Here is a 21,794-nt window from a genome sequence, read left to right as displayed (position 1 = left end):
GTGGCCAAGTGGAACTCCCTAGTCCGGATAGAGGCGCCGCAACCGCATTCGGATCATCTGGGCCGTCGAAAGCAAGGCTGCAGCACATTCCTCCTCAACCCGATCAGGCGTGAGCACCGACGACAGACCCGAAAGCGAAAGCAATAGAGGATCTCCATCATCAGCAACGCGGATCGTGGTCGCGACGGCGTTGATCTCGGGCCACCACGCCCCAAAAGAGGCTGTGTAGCCATGGCTCGCAAACCGTTCGACCTCGGCGAGCACCCCCTCGCGCAACGTCGGGGATGGGGCATCTTGCTCCGCCTCCAGCCGTGCAAGCGTCTCTTGCCTCTGCGCCTCGGGCATCTCGGCCAGATAGGCCCGCCCGATCGCTGTCGGCAAGTAAGGCAGCAACGCACCAACCTCGAGATTGAGAACGATCGCCTCCGGTCGACGCACCAACTCCAGATAGCGCACCCCGCCAACCACAGGGATGCCCAACGCCACAGAAAAAGGCCCCAACTCGGAAAGCGCCTCCATCGCGGGGCGCATGATATCGCGCAAACCGGTGCTGGCGAATCCGGCCTGGCTTAGCTCGAAAACCCGCGCCGTAAGGCTGTAGCGGGATGTGCGCGGATGATAGGCAAGATAGCGGAGCTTCCGCAGCGTGTGGGTAAAGCGCGCCACGGTCGGACGCGGCATCCCGGTGCGGTCGGCAAGCTCCTGATTGCTCAGAGCGCGATCCTCTGGACGAAAGGCCGTCAAGATCGCAAGCCCCTTCTCCAGAGACGCCACGAACTGCCGGTCCGCACCGCCCTCTGCTTTGCCGTTGGATGCCTCGCCCGCCATTCACCGCCCTCTCTTGGATATCATCTCAATTGATACGGTGACGCGCCAAGCCGCGCAACCGCCGCGGCTTCACAGGCGCGATTCACTTCCTCGCATAATCTACTTTTTAAAATTATTGTTTGCATTGCAGACGCATATTGCGCAAGAACCCTAGTCATCGAACTCTGCGCAACAGGGAGGACAGCATGAGTCACACCGGACAGGATACCGACCCGGCGGTCGCCCCGGCCTTGGGGCCGGACCACGAATTCCAAACCCATGTGGCGGATGGCAAGCTTTGGCTGCAACATTGCAAGGACTGCGACACAGCGATCTTCATGCCGCGCATCCTCTGCCCATCCTGCGCCTCCATAGCCCTCGAGTGGCGTCCGGCCTCCGGCCTTGGCACCATCTATTCGCAAGCAACACTGCGCCCTCGAGCCAAGCCCGGCGCGCCCGAACGGCCTCCGCACTCCATCGTCCTTGTCGATCTTGATGAGGGGCCGCGGATGATGAGTCACCTTCCCGGCGTCTCACCCGAAGACATCCACATCGGGATGCGCGTGCGGGCACGCATTGATGGCGACGCCGGCAGCCACCTCGTTGCCTTTTCCCCCGAGGAGAGCCAGCCATGACATCACCGTCCCCCCTTCGCGGCAAATCCGCCATCGTCGGCGTCGGTACGGCGGGTCTCGGCGAGGCCCCCGGCTTCAACGCGATGGACATTCAGGCCCTCGCCGTGCGCGCTGCGCTCGATGATGCTGGCCTGTCCCTGACCGATGTTGATGGCCTCTTCTGTGCCAACATGAGCCATACCTTCCCGGCGATCTCGACCATCGAGTATCTCGGCCTCAATCCCCGCTGGATCGACGGCACCAATACCGGCGGCTCGAGCTTTGTCGCCCACGCGCTCTCGGCAACAATGGCCCTCGAAGCGGGCCTTTGCGACGTGGCGCTTATCTGCTACGGCGCGACAATGCGGTCCGGCGCGGGCCGCATGGTCCCCCCGGCGGAACAGCCCGCATATGAAGTGCCGCATGGCCCGCGCTACCCGATGACAGCCTACGCGCTGGCCGCAGCGCGCCACATGGCCCAATTCGGCACCACCCGCGAACAACTCGCCGCCGTCGCCGTTGCCGCGCGCGATTGGGCCCGCCTCAACCCCGACGCCTTCGAAAGAGACCCGCTGAGCGTCGAGGACGTGCTCGCCTCGCGCATGGTGATGGAACCGCTGAGCCTGCGGGATTGCTGCCTGCTGACCGATGGCGCCGGTGCCGTCGTCATGACCCGCGCCGACCGCGCCCGCGACCTCGCACACAAGCCCGCCTATTTCCTCGGCGGCGGCGTGGCGTCTTACAACCGCGCGATCTCTGAAATGCCAGACCTGACCAGCACCGCCGCCAAAGACTCCGGCAAACGCGCGTTCACCATGGCAGGGCTCTCACAGGGCGATATCGACATCCTGCAACTCTACGATGCCTTTACCATCAATGTGATCCTCTTCCTCGAAGATCTGGGGTTCTGCCCCAAGGGCGAAGGCGGTGCCTTTGTCGAAGACGGCCGCATCGCGCCCGGTGGCGCATTGCCGGTGAATACCAATGGCGGCGGCCTCTCGTTCTGCCATCCGGGCATGTATGGCGTCTTTACCCTGATCGAAGCCACTCGCCAGCTGCGCGGCGCGGCCGATGCCCGGCAGGTCGACAAGGCCGACACAGTGCTCTGCCACGGCAACGGCATCACGCTGTCGCACCAGGCCACCGCCATTTTCGGAAGTGAAAACGCACTCTAACCTAGGGGATCCAAGCTGATGACAGACCTGATTTCAACACACACACACGGCGCGCTTGGCATCATCCGCATGACACGCGGACCGGTCAACGCGCTTGGGCACGCACTGCGCGTGGCCATCTCGCAGGCCCATCGCACCTTCGAAAGCGACCCCGCGATTGCCGCCATCGTCCTGACGGGCCAAGGTCGCTTTTTCTCGGCTGGCGCCGACATTACCGAATTCGATTCCGGACGCCGCGCACCGTTCCTGACCGACCTCATTGCCCAACTCGAAGCGAGCACAAAACCGGTCATCGCGCTGGTGAACGGCATCGCCTATGGCGGCGGCTTTGAACTGGCACTGGGCTGCCACGGCCTCGCCGCCCTGTCCGACGCCAAGGTCGCCTTCCCGGAGATTACCCTCGGCAATATCCCCGGCGCGGGCGGTACACAGAAACTGCCCCGGTTGATCGGCGGCCCCGCCGCGCTCGACATCATCCTGAGTGGCAAACCCATTTCCGCCAAACGCGCCCATGATCTTGGGATTGTACAAAGCATCGACGGCACCGAAGCCGAAGCACTGACGCGAATCGAGGCGGATTTGGCCGACGGCCCACCGGTACGCCTGCCCCGCGATCTCACAGTCGAGGGAAGTCCCGAGGAACTGGCTGAGGTCGCCGCGCCCTATCTGCGCCGCGCCCGTGGCGCCCCGGCCCCTGCCAAGGCGGTCGAAGGCGTGCAAATGGCCTATGATACCCCGCTCGACGCGGGGCTGGCCTGGGAAAGAGAGACCTTCACCGCGCTCAATACCTCGCCAGAAGCCAAGGCCCTGCGCCACGTCTTCTTTGCCGAACGCGAGGCCCGCAAAATCGAAGATGTCCCGCCCCAAACGCCCAAGCGCGCGCTGGCAAGCGCCGGGGTAATCGGTGCGGGCACGATGGGCGCCGGCATCGCCAAATGCCTTGCCGATGCCGGACTTTCGGTAACAGTCATCGAACAAGAACAAGACCGCCTCGATCAAGGGCTGGCCCGCATTCGCGCGATCTACGACGAAGCCCAGAGCAAGGGCCGCCTCTCCAAGGCCGACGCCGAAGCACGCCTCGCGCGCATCTCAGGCAGCACCTCGATGGACGCGCTTTGCGAGGCCGACATTGTGGTCGAAGCCGTGTTCGAAGCGATGGATATCAAACGCAGCGTCTTTGCCGCGCTCGACAAGATCTGCAAACCGGGCGCGATCCTCGCCACCAACACCTCGACGCTCGACGTCAACGAGATCGCCGCAGCCACATCCCGCCCCGAGGACGTGATCGGCCTACATTTCTTTAGCCCTGCACATATCATGAAGCTGCTCGAGGTGGTGCGCGCCGACAAAACCGCACCCGATGTGATTGCCACGGCCATGGCCTTGGGGCCGCGTCTCGGCAAGGTGCCGGTTCTGGTGGGGGTTTGCGATGGTTTTGCCGGCAATCGTATGTTCATCAATTTCAACCGCGAGGCACAGATCCTGATTGAGGAAGGCGCCCTGCCTTGGCAGATCGACGCCGTGCTGTCGGATTGGGGGCTCGCCATGGGGCCACTGGCCGTGATGGACCTTGCAGGCCTCGACGTGGGCTATCGCATCCGCCAGGCCCGCGGCCCGCAAAGCCCCTACCCGTTCACCACCGCCGACCGTCTGGCCGAAGCCGGGCATCTCGGACAGAAGACGGGGCGCGGCTGGTATCTCTATCCGGACGGGGCCCGGCGCGGCCAGCCCGATCCGGAGGTCGAGACACTCATCAAGGCGGTGTCCCAAGAGAAAGGCATCACCCGGCGCGAGATTTCCGATGAAGAGATCCTGCACCGCTGCCTCTGGCAACTGGTCAACACGGGCTACCAGATCATCGAAGAGGGCATTGCCCAGCGGCCCAGCGATCTCGATGTGATATTCGTCAACGGCTATGGCTTCCCCAAGACGCGCGGCGGGCCGATGTTCTTTGCCGAGCAAGCGGGTCTGGCCCGTGTTGCCGCTGACGTGCGTCGCTTCCACGCTGAGATCGGAGCGCACTGGACGCCTTCGGCGCTGCTCTTGGAACAGGCAGAGACAGCCGACGCCTAAGAGCCTCAGCCCCCTCTCCCCCAAAGCCAACGGCCACCGCATCGCGGTGGCCGTTTTCGTTTCAGTGGTCGTTTCCCGGCTCAGGCGTAGCCAAAGAGCTTTGGGAAATACATCGTGAAGAACGGCACGTATGTGATCAACAACAGCACCACGATCTCGGCGGCGATAAACGGCAGGATCGCCCAACTGAGCCGCGCAAGACTGACGTTCGACACCCCGCAGGCCGCGAACAACACCAACCCGAATGGCGGCGACGCAAGACCGATGGTCAGGTTCATACAGGTGATAAGACCAAAGTGGATCGGATCGACCCCATATTGATACGCGATCGGCGCCAAGAGCGGCCCCAGAACGATGATCGCAAACCCCATGTCGAGGAACATCCCAATGATCAGGAACAGCACATTGACCAGCATCAGGAAGACGAACTTGTTCTCGGTGATGGACACGAACACAAGCGTGACGTGCTCGACGAGGTTGTAGTAGCTCACCAGCCAGCTAAAGCTCTTGGCACAGGCGAGAAGGAACATGATCATCGCCGTCGCTTTCACCGTATGCGCCAGGATCGGCACAATATCCGAAAGCTTCAGGCTGCGATAAAAGATGAAGCCGATGGCAAGCCCATACATCACCGCGACCGCCGAGGCCTGGGTCGGGCTGAAGAAACCACCAAGGATCCCGCCCATGATCAGCGCCGGCAGCATCAGCGCCGGAATACCATGCAGCACTGCGATCAGCAGGCGGATGACGCCGACGAACGGTGCCCGCTCGCCAAAGCCTTTGCGCACAGCGATGATATAGGCCGTCACCATCAGCGCCAACGCGACAAGAATCCCCGGCAGCATGCCCCCAAGGAAAAGGCCCGCGATCGAGACGTTCATCACCGACGCATAAAGGAGCATCGGAATACTCGGCGGAATGATCGGCCCGATCACCGAACTCGAGGCGGTCACCGCGGCGCTATACTCCTCGCTATAGCCGTTCTCCTTCATGGACGGGATCATGATCCCCCCCACCGCAACCGTATCTGACACGGCCGAGCCGGTGATCCCGGCAAAGAACATGCTGGCCACGATATTGGTGTGCGCAAGCCCGCCCCGGATCCAGCCCACAAGCGACGACGCCAACGTCATGAGCTTGTTGGTGATCCCCGCACGGTTCATGATCTCCCCGGCCATGATGAAGAAGGGGATCGCAAGCAGAAGCAGGTTCTCTGTGCTGGTGAACATGCGCTGCGGGATCTGTGTGAACAGGCGCGGGTCGCCGATGTCGATATAGACAAAGATCGTCATCAACACGAGGCAGAAGGCAATCGGCACCCCCAAGAGGAGCATCGGGACAAAGCTTCCAAAAATGATTCCGATCATTGGTCAACTCCGGCGGTAGGCATTTCATCTGAGGTGGATTCGGCGGGCTCACGCGGGTCGGGAAGCGTCGCACCGATACTGAACAGCCCCAACAGCACACCGCCGACAGGAACCGAAAGATAGTAGTAGAACAGGTTGATATCGAGATAGAGCGAGGTCTGATACTTGCCGACAAACAAGGCCATCTTGACCCCATAGTAGACCATGACCCAGACAATGATCAGCGCCAGGACAAGATACCCGATACGCATGAGCAACTGGAGCCTAGGGCCGAGCACGGAATAGACCATATCGACACCGATATGCCCCCCGTGCCGCGCGACAACGCCCGCGCCAACAAAGACCGCCCAGGCAAACAACAGGTTGTTGACCTCTTCGATCCAGACCAATGAATTCCCGACAACCTGATCGACGATGATGCCATTTGCCGTGTTGAGAAACAGCAAGGCGGTCAGCATCATCGCCAGCGCCATGGCAGCTTTTTCAAGCCAGTCGAGAAAGGTCTGATATCCGGAGAGAAGCTTGTTCATTCGACATACTCCTTACCCGTCGTGACATGATGCCGGAGGCTCCCGGCGCCCCGAAGCTAGGTTTCGGAACAGGTCTGATCACGCGGGATTGTGTGCAGGTGCCCGGAGACCGGTCATCCCGGCCGATACGGCCGCGACATCCGATCTGCGGGGGTATGAACGGGAGGTTGCCACCCGGGATGCGCGCCCGTCAACAAGCGCGTCCCCCCGGCAGCAACCTTACGTTCGGTCCCGGAGTGGTGGCCTTACTCCATTTCGGCGGCTTTCGCCGCAGCCATGACCTTCTCGACCCATGCTTCGCCATCATCGCCGATCTTACGAACGATCGTATCGATATAGGGCTGCTGACCGAGAGAACGGAATTCCTCGATCTCTGCATCGGTCGGGTAGTAGAAGGTCGCGCCTTCGGCCTCCATGGCCGACTTCACCACCAGGCCACTCAGCATCGACTGCGCGTTGCCGACCCGGCTGCACACATCGCCTGCCTGTAGGATCAGCGTCTGGTTCTTCGGCGAAAGCGACTGGAAGAACTCTTCATTGATCAGGATCGGGTGCAGGTTGTAGCTGTGCCGCGTGACGGTGACATGCGGGTTCACTTCATAGAGCTTCTTGGAATACATCGAGTAAAGCTCGGTGTCGTGCCCTTCAGCCATGCCCGACTGCAACGAGGTGTAAAGCTCGCTCCAGGTAATCGTCACCGTGTTGGCGCCCCAGGCGCGGAACATGGCAAGCAGACCGGGGTTCTCCGGAACGCGCATCTTCATACCGTCGAGATCGGCCACGCTGTGCACGGGCTTCTCGGCATAGATGTTGCGGAAGCCTGCGCCTTCCGGCCATGCCAGAACCCGCAGACCGGTTTTCTTGAGGAAGCTGTCGGCAAGCTCGTCACCAAGCGGCCCTTCCATCACCTTCCACGCGGTCAGGCTATCGCGAAACACATACGGAATCTGCGTGACACTGATCTCGGGCGCGAACGGCACCATGATCGAGGTATAGGCCCCCACCATCTGGATCACACCGGTCTGGGCCGATTCGATCATCGTGCGGGCATTGCCAAGGGCTCCGTCCGGGTGCACCTCAAGCTCGATCTCGCCTTCAGAGGCGACCTCGAGATAATTTTTCATCGCCGAAACGCATGCCGTCCGCCCCGAACCGGGCAGGCGCACATCACCTTCCGAGCTATGTCCCAGCTTGATGACAATGGGTTCAGCGACAGCTGCGCCGGTCATCGACCCAACGGCCACCGACATCCCCAAAGCGAATGCTGCAAGTTTGTTCATTATGTTTCCTCCCTGTTCCGATTTTACTCGTCCAATTGAGCCAAGGCGTCCTCGCGCCGGATCTGGCGTTTCCCTGCAGCCCGGAACTTCAGCTACTTTTGGAACACTATTTCAAAAAAAATTTCTTGTCGACATTTTTTCTGCCCACCCCCGATTGAGGCCACCTGAACGCCCCCTCGCGCCATCGCAACAAACCCCGAAAAGCAAGCCTCCTCAAAAGCTTCGCCCTACGCCACACAGCCTATGCACCCAACGATGCCAACATGATGACGGCAGGCCCAAGAGCCAGGAAAAGGGGAAGCATGCGCAAGGCCGGACCACACGCATTTTTTGAGACTCTATTTCAGGCAGGAAAACAAGGGGCTTGGGGCGCACAACTTTAGAGCAAAAAATCAGAAGCTTGCGTGGGAAACCGGAAGGATGCGCAAGAAAAAGTTCGAAAATCGAACGTTTGCCGTGGGCATGTCAAATTCTGCCTAAGGAACCAAAAAACCCGCGCAAGGCGCGGGCTCTTTCAGTGAAGTATATATTTTCTCAGAGATCGAACATTTGAGCGAATGGCCGCTCCCGCCTGAAATAAGTGTCGTAGCTGTCGTGATTGTAGGGCGTCGCCAACGGGTTCATCTCGGTCTTTGACACCCAAGTGTCGATGAAATGTTCCCTGGTGAGTTCAGTGCTCTGCTGAACTTTGGCCTCGCAGACGGCAAGCCTGACCAGCATACAGACAAGTCCCCACCGGAATGCGCCCGCCGTTGCCAACCGATGGATGAAGTCCTCACTGTTCAGGTCATCTGACACCTCGAGGCGCGCCTCCAATGCGTAACTGCCCATCATTTCATGGACGGTTGAGGCATCATCGTCATACTCGATATCCGTAAAGGTCACATGGGTCACCTTCCGGCCCAGTTGTTCAAAATGCTGGATCTTGTCATCCAGTTCAGGGATCCCTGACAATACCAGCAAGAATGGCCAGGTTTTTGACTTGAGGATAGACTTGAAGGAGTCCAGTTCGGCTTCGAGGGCCAAGCCCTCCTTCCCAGACAGAATGTGCTGAACTTCGTCGTAATTAATGGATACAATCCCCTGCTCGCGTCCCTGAAATGTCAATCTCGGAGTAAAATTGGGCCAAGCGCCGGTGTAAAACTGGGCCATGTTGGTTGAGTGATGCGGCGCCTTGGCGTGCGTGCTTTCAATATAGCTGACGCATGCCAAGGCGCACTGGCCGCAGGCCAGTTCTGATCAATTTTTGGTTTTGGATTTTCGGCTTTCGCGCAGGCGGAAGCTCTCGCCGTTCATCTCCAGAATGTGGACGTGGTGTGTGAGGCGGTCGAGGATGGCACCGGTCAGGCGTTCTGTTCCGAAGGTTTCCGTCCATTCGTCGAACGGCAGGTTGGAGGTGATGATGATCGATCCGCGTTCGTAGCGTTGGCTGATGACTTCGAACAGCAATTCCGCACCTGTCTTGGACAGCGGCACAAAGCCAAGTTCGTCGATGATGAGCAGATCCTGAGCCGCGAGCTGTTTCTGCAAGCGTTGCAGGCGGCGTTCATCGACGGCTTCGATCAGCTCATGCACCAGAGCTGCCGCTGTCACAAACCTGACCCGCATACCTTTCTGGCAGGCGGCCAGGCCCAATCCCAGGGCTGCGTGAGTCTTTCCGGTACCGGATGGGCCGAGGGCGATTATGTTCTCGCGGCGTGTCACGAACTCACACCGGGCCAGCTCCATCACAAGCATTTTGTTCAGCGAGGGGATTGCCTTGAAGTCGAAGCTATCGAGGCTCTTGGTTGCCGGGAACTTTGCTGCTTTGATCCGACGCTCGATCATCCGGCGCTCGCGTTCGATCAATTCCAATTCGCATAACCGGAGCAGATATTGGACATGGTCCTTGCCCTCGGCAGCACATTGCCGGGCAAGCTTGTCGTATTCGCTTAGGAAGGTCGGCAGCCTCAGCTTCTTGAGGTGATGTGCGAGCAAAACCTGTGGGGCATCTGTCATGTTGTCACCCCAGACATCAGTACTTTGTAGCTTGCCGCCTTTGTTGTCTCGACTTGGGCTGCTGGCAGGAAGGGATAGACATCCAGATCCAGTTTAGGCGGGCGGCGCTCAATCCGGCACAGCACCAGGTGCTTGATTGCGTCATAGCCAATTGCGCCGAGATCAAGGGCCTGGCGCACCGCGCCATGGACATGATCCATCTCGAAGGTCTCTAACAGCCGTAAGACCTGAACATACTCGCGCTTACCCGGTTTACCCATTCTGGCCTCCAGCAACCGGCGCAACGTGGCAAATGCATCTGGCAAGTCCCAGCCTTGCAAAGGCGCAGCCTGATCCAGGGCACCGACCTTCCGCTCCAACAGCGGCAGGAAATGCACCGGGTCGAAGATCATATCGGCCTTGTCATAGGATCGCTGATGCCGGGCGATCACATCCGGGCCGCAGCCGATCACAACCTCATGGACATATCCACGAACCTGAACTTCGTGATGAGCGAACGCCACGGGCACAGAATAATCATTGCTCCGATAGCGCACCATCGAGATCGACGTCGCCCGCGTACTGACCTTCTCGCAGGCGTCATAGGGTGTGGGCGGCAGTGCCATCAGCGCATCCAGATCACGTAACATGCGCTCGCCGATCATCTCGGAATGGCCGCGCACAATGTCGTTCTGACGCCGCAGGCATTGGCCTTCCAGCCAGGCATTCAGCGCGTCGAAGTCCTCGAACCGCGGCGCGGGAACCATAAAGTTCCGCCGCCCATACCCAACAGCCCCTTCCACATGCCCTTTATCATTGCCCTTTGCAGGGCGCCCAAACTTGTCGTCAAACAGATAGTGAGATTGCAGCTCGGCGAAGGTGCGGGTCCGCTCACGTGTGCCGTCACCGCAAATCTTGGCGACCGCAATAGTCGTATTGTCATAGAGCATAGACAACGGCACGCCGCCAAAGAACGCAAAGGCAGCGTTGTGGCCATCGCAAAAGGCTTCCGTGGTCTCCGCAGGATAGGCCTTTATGAAGACCGCATCCGAATGCGGCAGCGCCATTGCGAAGTAGTGCAGCTTGCATTCGACCCCACCGATCACGCCCAGAGCCTCGCCAAAATCCACTTGTGCATGACCCGGGGCGTGGCTGAGCGGCACAAATACTTCTTTCGAGCGCCGCTTCTTCTCGCGGACGTAATCCGTGACGATGGTAATGCCGCCCGTGAACCCGTGCTCGTCGCGCAGCCGGGCATGAATGCGCTTGGCCGTATGACGCTGTTTTTTGATCCTGGCTTTATCGTCTTCCAGAATTTGATCGATGATTGGAATGAACGGATCAAGCTTCGGTCGCGCTGGCGGAGTGCGCCGCCGATATCCAGGCGGTACCGATGCTGCAAAATCTTCGACACAGTCTTGCGATCAATCCCGAAATGCCGTGCTGCCGCACGCTCGCTCATACCCTCAACATGGCACGCCCGGCGCACCCGATTATAAAGTTCCACAGAATACATCTCCCCGCCTTCAGATCGTTGCCTCAGGCGTAAAGTGGCGAAATTTTACTCCGCTACGATCAGGAAATCTGACCGTTTCTGTGGCCCATTTTGTCTCCGGGATTCACAAACTGATCTACCGAACAGAAAACAAATCGTAGAGCGATCCATGGTGTAGACCCTCCATATTGGAGGGCCTTACTTTTGCAAGCGGGGGATAGGATCAGAAAAATGCCTGAAGCCCAGTCTGCGCACGGCCAATGATCAGGGCGTGGACATCATGCGTCCCCTCGTAGGTGTTCACCGTCTCCAAGTTTACCATGTGGCGGATCACACCGAATTCGGCGGAAATCCCGTTGCCGCCATGCATGTCACGCGACATGCGCGCGATATCGAGCGCCTTGCCACAATTGTTGCGCTTGATGACCGAGATCATCTCCGGCGCCATATGCCCGTCTTCAAAGAGGCGACCGACACGCAAACAGGCCTGAAGCCCGAGCGAAATCTCGGTCAGCATATCGGCGAGCTTCTTCTGGAAGAGTTGCGTCTGGGCAAGCGGCTTGCCGAACTGCTTGCGGTCAAGCCCGTATTGCCGTGCGCTATGCCAACAGGCTTCCGCGGCGCCCATCGCGCCCCAGGCAATGCCATAGCGTGCCCGGTTGAGACAGCCGAACGGCCCCGAAAGCCCTTCGGCGTTGGGCAGAAGCGCGTCCTCGCCGACCTCGACGCCATCCATGACGATCTCGCCGGTGATCGAGGCCCGCAGCGAGACTTTCTTGCCGATCTTCGGCGCGCTGAGGCCTTTCATGCCCTTCTCGAGGACAAAGCCCTTGATCTTGCCGCCATGCGCTTCGGACTTGGCCCAGACCACGAACACATCCGCGATCGGGCTGTTGGAGATCCACATCTTGCTCCCGGTCAGGCGATACCCGCCGTCGATTTTCTCCGCGCGCGTCTTCATGCCGCCGGGATCGGATCCCGCGTCCGGTTCGGTCAGGCCGAAACAGCCGATATACTCGCCACTCGCCAGTTTTGGCAGGTACTTTTGGCGCTGCTCTTCCGAGCCATAGGCATAGATCGGGTACATCACGAGAGAGGACTGCACCGACATCATCGAGCGATAGCCGGAATCCACCCGCTCCACCTCGCGCGCCACAAGACCATAGCTCACATAGCCCGCACCGATCCCGCCATATTCCTCGGGCACCGTGATGCCCAAGAGGCCAAGCACCCCCATTTCCCGGAAGATCTCCGGGTCGGTTTCTTCGGCAAGAAAGGCGTGCTCCACCCGCGGCAGGAGCTTTTCCTGCGCATAGGCATGGGCGCTGTCGCGGATCATGCGTTCTTCTTCGGTCAACTGACCTTCGATGAGGAACGGATCGTCCCAGCTAAATACGTTCGTGTCCTTCATGGCTCTGTCCTTTTCTGTCAAACGCGCTCAAGCAGGATCGCGACGCCCTGCCCGACACCGACACACATCGTGGCGAGGGCATAGCGCCCGCCGGTTTTCTGAAGCTCGAGGGCGGCGGTGCCGGTGATCCGGGCGCCCGACATGCCCAAGGGGTGGCCAAGCGCGATCGCGCCACCATTGGGGTTCACCCGTGGATCGTCATCGGCAATGCCAAGGCCGCGCAGCACGGCAAGCCCTTGCGCCGCGAAAGCTTCGTTCAGTTCGATCACGTCAACCTGATCGAGATCGACACCCGTCATCGCGCAGAGTTTCCGCACGGCAGGCACCGGGCCATAGCCCATCACGCGCGGCGCGATCCCGGCGGAGGCTGCCCCGACAATCCGCGCCATCGGGCGCAGGCCCTGGGCTTTTGCGGTCTCCCCGGAGGCCACGACAAGCGCCGCTGCGCCATCGTTGACCCCGCTCGCGTTGCCTGCCGTCACGGTTCCGTCCGGTCGCACGATGGGCCTGAGCCGGGTCAGGTCTTCCAGGGTCGATCCGGCGCGCGGATGTTCGTCCTGCGTCACATCCTGGGTCTTGCCCCGCCCGAGGGCGACCGTCACCGGCGCGATCTCCTCGCTGAAACGGTCGGAGGCCATCGCCGCTTCTGCGCGCTGCTGCGAGCGCAGCGCGAAACGGTCCTGATCCTCTCGGGAGATGGCGTGGTCATCGGCCACGTTCTCTGCAGTTTCCGGCATCGACTCCGTGCCCCAATCCGCGTGCATCCTGGGATTGACGAAGCGCCAGCCGATGGTCGTGTCATGGACGGCATTGGCGCGCGAGAACGGCGTTTCCGCCTTGGGCATGACAAAGGGAGAGCGGCTCATGCTCTCGACGCCGCCCGCGATGGCAAGGAACATTTCCCCGGCCCGGATTGCGCGCGCCGCCGAGGCGACGGCTTCCATGCCCGACCCGCAAAGGCGGTTCACCGTGAGGCCCGGAACGGTCTCTGGAAGGCCTGCTAGGAGTGCTGCCATGCGGGCGACGTTGCGGTTGTCCTCCCCCGCCTGGTTGGCACAGCCGAGCCAGACTTCCTCGATCATCGCCGGGTCCATTCCCGGATTGCGTGCCAGCAAGGCCGCCAGCGGATGCGCCGCAAGGTCGTCTGCCCGCATCTTCGACAGGCCGCCGCCATAGCGGCCGATGGGCGTGCGAATATAGTCGCAGATAAATGCTTCGGTCATGGATCTTCCGTCTTGGCTATGGGTTGGAGTGCATTGGCCCCGGGACGTCCTCCCGAAAACCAAAGGGCGAGAACGGTCGCGGCGAGCACAATCACCCCCGCCAGTTCGACAGCCCGGTCCGGCACGAGCAGCAGGCCGCCCGCAACGAAGAGGGCCACACGCGCCACAGTGCCGACACGCCCGATTCCGTAGAGATAGGCTTCGAAGGCACAGGAGATCAGCGTCAGCGCAAGCACCGCCGTGCCCACTGCCGCAACGATCGTCAGGGTCGGCCCGTTCAGGAGCAACGCCGGTTCATAGACAAAAACGAACGGCAGCACGAAGAGCGTCGCACCAAGACGCATCGACGTGAACCCTGCCCGCATCCCTGACGCTCCGGAAATCTGCGCTGCTGTGATCGCGGCGAGCGCAACCGGCGGCGTGATGTAGGAAAGCATGCCCCAGTAGAGAACGAACAGGTGCGACCCGATGGGATCGAGTCCCAACTCGACCAGTGCGGGCGCAAGAAGCGTCGCAAGGAAGATATAGCAGGCACTGACCGTCATCCCCATGCCGAGCACGAAGCTCGTGATCGCCCCGAGGACAAGCAGGAGAGGGGTATTCTCGCCCCCGTACTGGATCAACTCGCGCGAAAAGGCGCTGCCGACCCCGGTAATCGCAAGCGAACCGACCACCATGCCGATCCCGCAAAGCGTCGCGACGAGATGGGCAATATTGCCGGTGACATCCTGCAAAAGCGCCATGATCGCATCCGCTTTCGGTAGCTTGCGATGACGCAGGAACGCCAGCACCAGCATGAGCGCCGTCGCATAATACGCCGCCTTGGAAGGGCTGAAGATAAAGAGCATCGCAATCAGCGCCAGGAGGGACGCCAGATGATGCCAACCAAGGGCCAGCACCGACGACATAGAGACCTGTTGCGCATCGGGTTGCCCCTCGAGCCCGTTGCGGGCTGCATAGAGATCGACCTGAAGAAGGAGCGCCAGATAGTAGAGCAGCGCCGGTACCAGCGCCGAAACCATGATCGTGGTGTAGGGCACGTCAAGGAAGGACGCCATGATGAAAGCCACGGCCCCCATCACCGGTGGCATCAACGTGCCCCCGGTCGAAGCGCAGGCTTCCGCGCCCGCCGCGTATTGGGCCGGATAGCCCGCCTTCTGCATCGCCGGGATTGTGAGCCGCCCGGTGGTCAGCACGTTCGAGATGACGCTGCCCGACAGGGACCCGAAAAGGCCGCTCGACAAGACTGCGACCTTGGCGGCGCCACCGCGCTTGCGGCCCATGAGCGCCATGGAGAGGTCCATGAAGAACTGTCCCCCGCCCATCCCGGCGAGGACCGACCCGAAGATGATGAACCCGACAAGCGTGTCGGCGACGACCCTTAGCGGGATACCGATGATGCTTTCCATGCCCATCGCGTGGGCCGAGACCGTCTCGGAAAGATTAAAGGACGGCCCCCAAAGAAAGGCAGGCATGATATCGGCAAACAAGGGATAGGCCGCGAAGACGGTGCAGATCACCATCAGTAGGCTCCCCGCCGTGCGCCGCACCGCCTCGAGCGAAAGCAGCACCAATAGGCCCGATACGATCGCCGCCTGTGCAGGAGCAACAACTTCCCAGCCTTGGGTGATGATCGTTTCAGCGTAAAAGGCGAGGTAGCCCGCAACCCCGAGCGACGCCGCGCTGAGTACGAGGTCTAGCAGGCTCACCGGGGTGCGGTGTCCCGCACGTGCCGGATTGATCAGGAACGCTGCTGCGAGGAAGACGCCAATGATGCAGTAGTAATAACGGTTCGCCAAGAGCGGAAAGACACCAAAGAGCGACAGGTTGAAGGTCTGCACGACGATGATCGTCAGCCCCATCACGCCCAGAACGGCGAGCAGAATACGGATTCCGGGTGTTAGTCGCCCGGTCGCGGCAGTGGCTTGTGGATCGGCCATGTCATGCCTCCAAGTTCGTAGGTCGGACATCCCCATGCCGGAAAGCCCGGCATGGGGAAAGGCGCCTTACTTGAGCGCTTCGGCCTTGTGCTCGGCCCAGAAGGCCGGCCATTCCTTATCGGCGATACCTGCATCCAGCGCAGCTTCGACTGCCTCGTCCCAGGCACCCTGAACGGTCTCAAGGCGCTCGAGACGTGCCTCGTTCCATGCGCTGTCCGCGTCGGTCCAGACACCGATCTCGGTCAGGTAGCGGATCGCGCCGGGGTGGAAGGGCGCGTCCGCCGGGGTCGTCCCGGCTTCCGAGAGCTTCCATTTCGGTGTCGCCTTGGTGGCGTTCGAGTAGATGTCATAGGTCTCGTCAAGCGCCTTAGTGAAGGTATAGACCTCCTCCTCGTCGGCATTCGCGTAGACGGTGATCATCGGGTAACGCACAGCGAAGATCTGTGCCGGGTCATCTTCCGTGATGCCCGCCCCTTGGGTTGCCGTGGCGGGGGCGAAGAAGCTTGCGACCGACTTGATCGCTTCCCAGCCCTCTGCGTTGTCCGCAGGCATCGGTGCCCAGTCGAGACCTCGCGAAGAACTTTCCATCTCATAGAGCGTAGACGCGGTCGGGGTGGACCCGGCGACATCGACCTGCCCATCAACCAGCGCCTTGAGCGCAGCACCGTATGACGGCACCTCGACAATCTCGACATCGTCCCATGTCAGGCCACCAAAGGCGAGGAGCGCCTCGACCTTGATGTTGATCGACGGGTTAGCCTTGATGCGCGGCACACGCTTGCCCGCGATATCCGAGAGCTGCTCAATCCCGGCATCCTTGGCAACAGCCATGCCAAAGGTCGAGGGACGCCCCGCCACGACACGCAGGTCCTGCGGACCCCATTCACGCGCGGCAAAATCATAGAGCGCCTCGGTCGCGAAGAAGAGCTCGTTGGCGAGCCAGCCATACTGGACCCGACCCGTCTTCAGCGGAAGCAGCCGACCGATCGAGGTACCCGACGGCATGATGCGCACGCGGGTGCCGTATTCCTTGCCAAAGGCGTCAGCAATGGCCGAGGCCTCGGCATAGCCGCTCGAGCCGACATCATAGGTTGCCCAGAGCATGGAGCGCGGCAGGTCCGCCTCCTGCGCAAGCGCTGGTCCTGCGGCAAGCGCGATCGACGCGACGGTCATCTTGAAGAAGTTCTGCATATCGTTTTCCTCCCGATAGTGAATTGCAGTGAGTGGTGCTTCAGCGTCCGGGCCGCGCCTGCGGCACGATCCCTGTGGTTGTCAGGTGTTCGATCTCGTCCTCCGAAAAGTCGAACTCCCGCAATATCTCTGCGCTATGTTGCGCGAATTTGGGGGGGCGCATCTTATAGACAGGCGCGCTGCGCGATGGGCGCACGGGCGCGCCAACACCGCTATAGTCGTCGATGTCGACCCGCATCCCGCGATGCAGCGTATGCGGATGTGCAAGGCTCTCGGACACGTCGAGCACCGGCCCCGCCGGAACCCCCGCCCGGATGAGCCTGTCGGCGAGGTCTCCGCCATCGACACCAGCCATCACGGCTTCCAATTCCGCGCGCAGCGCCTCGCGATTCACGACCCGCTCGCCATTGTTGGCAAAGCGCGGATCGTCGGCAATCGACAGCGCGCCGATCTCTTCGCAGAGTTTGCGGAACTGCCGGTCATTACCCACGGCGAGATAGATCGGCCGGGTACCCGTGGCATAGGTCGAATAGGGCGATATGTTGGGGTGGTTGTTGCCGGTGCGCACCGGCGTCTTGCCCGACATCAGGAAGTTTGCCGCATGCGGATGCAATAGCGAGATCGCACTGTCAAACAGCGTCGCATCGACGAACTGGCCCTTGCCGCTGCGGTCGCGTTCATGCAGCGACAGGAGGATGCCGATCACGGCGTTGAGCCCCGTGACCATGTCCACGACCGGCAGGCCGACCCGTGTCGCACCGCCCTCGTGGGTGCCGTTCACGCTCATCAAGCCGCCCATCGCCTGCAAGATGGCGTCGTATCCGGGCAGGCCGCCAAGCGGGCCGTCCGAACCGAACCCGCTCACGCGGCAATGGATCAGGCGCGGAAAGCGTTGCGAAAGAACGTCCTCATAGCCAAGGCCCCATTTCTCCATGGTGCCGGTCTTGAAATTCTCGAGCACGATATCCGCGTCTTCCAGCAGGCGCAGGAGAACCGCGCGCCCTTCCTCGTGTCGCAGATCCAGCGCCATGGCGCGTTTGTTGCGGTTCACGCCGTCGAAATAGGACGCGGTCCCATCTCGGAACGGCGGCCCCCAGTCCCGCGTCTCGTCGCCCATGGGTGGCTCGACCTTGATAACATCGGCACCGTGATCGCCAAGGATCTGCCCGGTCAGCGGCCCGCCGAGCACGCGGCTGAGGTCGATGACCTTGATTCCTTCGAGCGCACCGCCGCCCTGCTGTTCCGTCGCGGCGCTCATTGTGCCGCCTCCAGCGTTGCGTTGTCCTCGGACAAAAGGCGCGCGGCGAGATCCGCCTCATCTGCGTCTTGCGCATAGGGATCGCGCGCCGAGAGTTTGTGGCGCAACACGTTCTGCGCAATGGCAAGACGGTCGCCCGTCGTCTGATTTCCGACGAGGCGAAGCTGTGCATCCTCCCAGGCGAGGAACGCCGCCGAGGTCGCGTTGTAGACGGCGCTCGCCGCGGCGCGGGTCTCGACCTCGCGGTCGCGCGTGTTGGCTACCCCGTCGAGGAAATCGGCAGCGCGGGCGAAACCGTCCGCGATGGCCGTCTGCTCGCCAAGCGTTTCCTTCGCTTGGTGAAGCGTTTCCGTCACATGCGCTTGCAAGGCGGTGAGGGCATCCTCACGGCGCACCGCGCGGGCCACGTCGAGGGCGACGATATTGCTCGTCCCTTCCCAGATTGACCCAAGATGGGCATCGCGCAGCACGCGGGCGTCCGACCATTCCTCAATATAGCCGCTGCCGCCGCGCACCTCCATCGCGTCCCCCGCGACCTTGCGCGCGTCGCGGCATGTGCGGAACTTGACCAGCGGTGTCAGGATGCGCAGCACCTTGGCCATCCCTGCATCCCCCGCATCTGCACGGCGCAAGACATCGGCGGTATGAAACACCATCGAGCGCCCCTGTTCCGCGGTCGTGATCATTTTGAGCAATTGGCGCTGCATCACCGGCAAATCGACAAGGCGCTTGCCAAAGGCAGTCCGGTTGCGGGCAATGAAAAGCGCCTCCGTGACCGACCGGCGCATGAGGCCGGCCGAGCGCACGCCATTGGCAAGGCGCGACATGTTGATCATGTCGGTCATCTGCTTGAAGCCTTGGCCCGGTTCGCCCACGAGATAGGCGAGCGCCCCCTCGAGCGCGATCTCGCCGGAGGCCATGGACTTGGTGCCCATCTTGTCCTTCAGGCGCAGGATACGATAGGCGTTCTTGCTGCCATCGGGCAGGTGACGCGGCAACAGGAACAGGGAAAGGCCCTTGGTGCCGGCGCCACCGCCTTCCGGGCGGCCAAGCACCATGCCGAGCGCCGCATCCGGGTTCGAGCAGAACCACTTGTCCCCGTAGAGACGCCACTCGCCATCCTCGAACCGCGCGGTGGTATCGATCGCGCCCACATCCGAGCCCGCAGCCTGCTCCGTCATGAACATCGAGCCCTGGAAAAGCATGTCCATGTCCTGGCTGGTCAACTGGTCGAAATATGTCGCGACAAGCTCCGGGTCGCCGAATTTCACCAGCGTGCGGGTCAGCGAATCCGTCATGCTCAGCGGGCAGCAAAGCCCGAATTCCGCCTGCACGAAGAGATAGACCAGCGCATATTTGACGAGCGGCGGCAGCTTCTCTTCTGCGCCGAACACACCGCCGCGATGCGACATGGCGGCAAGGCCGAACTCGCCAAAGGCATAGCGTTCAAGCTCTTCATAGGCGGGGTGCTTCACGATCCGCTCGTCATTCGAGCCGTTGCGCGCCCGGATGCGCAGCTCGGGCGGGTTCTTGTCAGCGGTCAGGGCCAGCTCCTCCAGCCGCCCCCCGGCTAAAGCGCCCATACGTTCCAATTCCGGACGCACCCGCGCACATGTCTCCTCGTCGAGATAGACCTGCATCAGGCGCCAGAGATCGGGGTCGGCTTCGAAAAGGCTCATTCCCCGGCTATCAGGAATATTTTGATGGATTGTCGCGGTCATGTGGTCCCTCCCGGTCGTGCGATTTGCGGCTTGCCGAGCAAGGTGACAGAAACAATAATACAATTTCCAATACCGTTGATGTATGTATTGATACGCATTTGCATATGATGGAGCCCCCCGATGGCCGTGACCTTCCGCCAGCTCAAGCATTTTCTCGTTCTGTCAGAAGAGCTTCACTTTGGCCGCGCGGCCGAGAAGCTGAACATCTCGCAACCCCCGTTGAGCGCCAGCCTGCGCCAGCTCGAAGAGCGGCTCGGCTTCAAACTGATGGAACGGACGAGCAAATACGTGCGCCTGACACCGGCGGGAACGATCTTTGCAGAGCAGGCAGCGCGCATCCTCGGACAGCTCGATTCGGCAATGACCATCGCGGCGGAAGCCGCCAAGGGTACCGCGGGGGAGCTGAGCGTCGGTTTCGTGCCGTCCATGCTGTTCCGTGACCTGCCCGCCAAACTGAAGGCGTTCCAGAACAGCCATCCGCGGGTCGATCTGATCCTCCACGAAATGAACACCACCCGTCAGATCGAAAGCCTGCTGGAACACAAGATCGATGTGGGCTTTGTCCATGCCGTGCCGCTCCCCGAAGGTCTCTCCTGCAAGGTACTCGAAACGGAGCGGCTGGTCGCTTGCGTGCCGCGCTGGCACCGTCTCGCCAGCAAGAGCCGGGTTCGCATCTCCGAACTCGCGGGGGAACGCATCATGGTCTTCTCTCGTGGGTTTGCAGCCCATTACCACGACAAGATCACGGCCCTTCTGCGCAGTGCCAATCTCGAGCCGGATACGAGCTTTCATATTCAGCACTGGTTCACGGTCGTGGCGCTTGTGAAACAGGGGATGGGGGTGTCGCTTGTGCCGTCGTCCCTGAGCAGCAGCGTTTTTTCAGATGTCGCCTTCCTCGAGATCGAAGAACGGCAGGCCGAACATGATGTCGCCCAGATCTGGCGCAGCGACGATACCTCACCGACGCTTCAAAACCTTCTGCTCGGCCTGCCACGCTTCGAAGCGCCCCTCTGAGCAAACCCGCATTCTCTCGCACCGATCCGGACATAGTCTGTGCGACCGCCTTCCGGACCCGGCAACCATCAGCCAGATGGACCAAAGGCCGGTCATACACTAACAATCGAATTGGACCACTCAAGTGGGGCGGGTCACTTCCCCTTTTTCTGGCTTTTGATGAAACTGGCGATCCCTGAAGGACTCGAACCCTCAACCTGCTGATTAGAAGTCAGCTGCTCTATCCAGTTGAGCTAAGGGACCGCTTGGCCCTTTCCTAGATCAACCTCTCCGCTTTGCCCAGAGGGTTTCTTGACCTGTGCAGGCACCCTTTAATGAAAAGGCCCGCGCGGTGGCGGGCCGTATCTTTGCGCGGGTCAGTGGGTCCAGGGACCGCGTCGATTGGTGGCGAAATTGTCACCATAGCCGCCGGGACGGATGTTGGGTTTGCGCTTGTGCGGCTCGACGACCTGTACCTCGATGCCGTTCTCGCGGGCATAGTCGAGCGCGGCCTCTTTGGTATCAAAGCGCATCTTGACCTGTGTCTGCATATCGCCTGACGCGGTCCACCCCATGAGAGGATCAAGCTCGCGGGCTTCGGACGGTCCATATTCCAGAACCCAATGATGGGTCTTGGCGGTGCCCGACGTCATGGCGTTGCGGGCAGGCTGATAGATGCGTGCGATCATTTCCGACTCCTTCAGACCCCTGCTTTATCGGGAATTTGGCCTCGGCGGGC

17 protein-coding genes, 1 tRNA gene and 1 pseudogene are annotated in these 21,794 nt (G+C 61.2%); 4 read left to right on the top strand and 15 right to left on the bottom strand.

The features are described 5' to 3' along the window. Positions 1-18: 18 nt before the first annotated feature. Positions 19-828, bottom strand: coding sequence for an IclR family transcriptional regulator (locus R1W01_RS10585; protein ID WP_297755409.1), 810 nt, complete (start codon positions 826-828; stop codon positions 19-21). Between the two features lie 185 nt (positions 829-1,013). Between R1W01_RS10585 and R1W01_RS10580 the strand changes: the two genes are divergently transcribed. From R1W01_RS10580 to R1W01_RS10570, 3 genes are read left to right on the top strand one after another with little or no spacing between them, the layout of a single operon-like run. Then, positions 1,014-1,442 carry a Zn-ribbon domain-containing OB-fold protein gene (locus R1W01_RS10580; RefSeq protein ID WP_297755412.1) on the top strand — a complete coding sequence of 143 codons (429 nt, stop codon included), beginning with the start codon at positions 1,014-1,016 and terminating at the stop codon, positions 1,440-1,442. Then, entirely contained in the window at positions 1,439-2,596 is a 1,158-nt protein-coding gene (locus tag R1W01_RS10575) for an acetyl-CoA acetyltransferase (RefSeq protein WP_297755414.1), read from the top strand. Before R1W01_RS10580 ends, R1W01_RS10575 begins: the two co-directional genes overlap by 4 nt. 18 nt (positions 2,597-2,614) lie before the next feature. Continuing rightward, positions 2,615-4,669: a 3-hydroxyacyl-CoA dehydrogenase NAD-binding domain-containing protein gene (locus R1W01_RS10570; RefSeq protein WP_297755417.1), complete on the top strand. Its 2,055-nt coding sequence runs from the start codon at positions 2,615-2,617 to the stop codon at positions 4,667-4,669. An 80-nt stretch (positions 4,670-4,749) separates the two neighbouring features. On the opposite strand, the gene R1W01_RS10565 is transcribed toward R1W01_RS10570, so the two are convergent. The 12 genes and pseudogenes from R1W01_RS10565 to R1W01_RS10510 all read right to left on the bottom strand — a co-directional run bounded on the left by R1W01_RS10565 (position 4,750) and on the right by R1W01_RS10510 (position 20,062). Further along, complete coding sequence (locus R1W01_RS10565; protein ID WP_243612487.1) at positions 4,750-6,036, bottom strand: TRAP transporter large permease; 1,287 nt, start codon at positions 6,034-6,036, stop codon at positions 4,750-4,752. Continuing rightward, positions 6,033-6,566 carry a TRAP transporter small permease gene (locus R1W01_RS10560; RefSeq protein WP_297755420.1) on the bottom strand — a complete coding sequence of 178 codons (534 nt, stop codon included), beginning with the start codon at positions 6,564-6,566 and terminating at the stop codon, positions 6,033-6,035. The genes R1W01_RS10565 and R1W01_RS10560 overlap by 4 nt, the downstream gene beginning before the upstream one ends. Before the next feature lie 245 nt (positions 6,567-6,811). Then, positions 6,812-7,846: a TRAP transporter substrate-binding protein gene (locus R1W01_RS10555; RefSeq protein ID WP_243612489.1), complete on the bottom strand. Its 1,035-nt coding sequence runs from the start codon at positions 7,844-7,846 to the stop codon at positions 6,812-6,814. Positions 7,847-8,380: 534 nt separating this feature from the next. Next, the gene (locus R1W01_RS10550; RefSeq protein WP_317275225.1) at positions 8,381-8,872 is read right to left on the bottom strand and encodes a hypothetical protein; all 492 of its coding nucleotides are present in this window, start codon (positions 8,870-8,872) and stop codon (positions 8,381-8,383) included. Positions 8,873-9,085: 213 nt separating this feature from the next. Next, positions 9,086-9,844 carry an IS21-like element helper ATPase IstB gene (gene istB / locus R1W01_RS10545; protein WP_297755428.1) on the bottom strand — a complete coding sequence of 253 codons (759 nt, stop codon included), beginning with the start codon at positions 9,842-9,844 and terminating at the stop codon, positions 9,086-9,088. After that, positions 9,841-11,339 (bottom strand): annotated as a pseudogene (gene istA / locus R1W01_RS10540) (IS21 family transposase). Before istA ends, istB begins: the two are co-directional and overlap by 4 nt. A 202-nt stretch (positions 11,340-11,541) precedes the next feature. After that, positions 11,542-12,729 carry an acyl-CoA dehydrogenase gene (locus tag R1W01_RS10535; protein WP_297755431.1) on the bottom strand — a complete coding sequence of 396 codons (1,188 nt, stop codon included), beginning with the start codon at positions 12,727-12,729 and terminating at the stop codon, positions 11,542-11,544. Between the two features lie 17 nt (positions 12,730-12,746). Continuing rightward, positions 12,747-13,952, bottom strand: a complete 1,206-nt coding sequence (gene pcaF, locus R1W01_RS10530) for a 3-oxoadipyl-CoA thiolase (RefSeq protein WP_297755434.1) — start codon at positions 13,950-13,952, stop codon at positions 12,747-12,749. Continuing rightward, on the bottom strand, positions 13,949-15,892 hold the full coding sequence (locus R1W01_RS10525) for a TRAP transporter permease (RefSeq protein WP_297755437.1): 1,944 nt from the start codon (positions 15,890-15,892) through the stop codon (positions 13,949-13,951). The genes pcaF and R1W01_RS10525 overlap by 4 nt, the downstream gene beginning before the upstream one ends. Before the next feature lie 66 nt (positions 15,893-15,958). Beyond that, positions 15,959-17,083 (bottom strand): TAXI family TRAP transporter solute-binding subunit, encoded by a 1,125-nt coding sequence (locus R1W01_RS10520; RefSeq protein ID WP_297755440.1) that lies wholly within the window; start codon positions 17,081-17,083, stop codon positions 15,959-15,961. Between the two features lie 40 nt (positions 17,084-17,123). Further along, positions 17,124-18,341, bottom strand: a complete 1,218-nt coding sequence (locus tag R1W01_RS10515) for a CaiB/BaiF CoA transferase family protein (RefSeq protein WP_297755443.1) — start codon at positions 18,339-18,341, stop codon at positions 17,124-17,126. Next, positions 18,338-20,062 carry an acyl-CoA dehydrogenase family protein gene (locus tag R1W01_RS10510; protein WP_297755446.1) on the bottom strand — a complete coding sequence of 575 codons (1,725 nt, stop codon included), beginning with the start codon at positions 20,060-20,062 and terminating at the stop codon, positions 18,338-18,340. Before R1W01_RS10510 ends, R1W01_RS10515 begins: the two co-directional genes overlap by 4 nt. Before the next feature lie 120 nt (positions 20,063-20,182). On the opposite strand from R1W01_RS10510, the gene R1W01_RS10505 reads away from it, so the two are divergent. Continuing rightward, entirely contained in the window at positions 20,183-21,076 is an 894-nt protein-coding gene (locus tag R1W01_RS10505) for a LysR family transcriptional regulator (protein ID WP_297755449.1), read from the top strand. Positions 21,077-21,242: 166 nt separating this feature from the next. Here R1W01_RS10505 and R1W01_RS10500 read toward each other — a convergent pair. After that, a tRNA-Arg gene (locus tag R1W01_RS10500) sits at positions 21,243-21,319 on the bottom strand. Between the two features lie 113 nt (positions 21,320-21,432). Then, positions 21,433-21,744 carry an ETC complex I subunit gene (locus tag R1W01_RS10495; RefSeq protein WP_243612490.1) on the bottom strand — a complete coding sequence of 104 codons (312 nt, stop codon included), beginning with the start codon at positions 21,742-21,744 and terminating at the stop codon, positions 21,433-21,435. Positions 21,745-21,794 lie beyond the last annotated feature (50 nt).

Source organism: Shimia sp. FJ5, from assembly GCF_032918335.1.
GTDB classification, from domain to species: Bacteria; Pseudomonadota; Alphaproteobacteria; order Rhodobacterales; family Rhodobacteraceae; genus Shimia; species Shimia aestuarii_A.
Note: the sequence above shows the minus strand (reverse complement) of the source record. Positions and strands in the feature narration are given on the sequence as shown.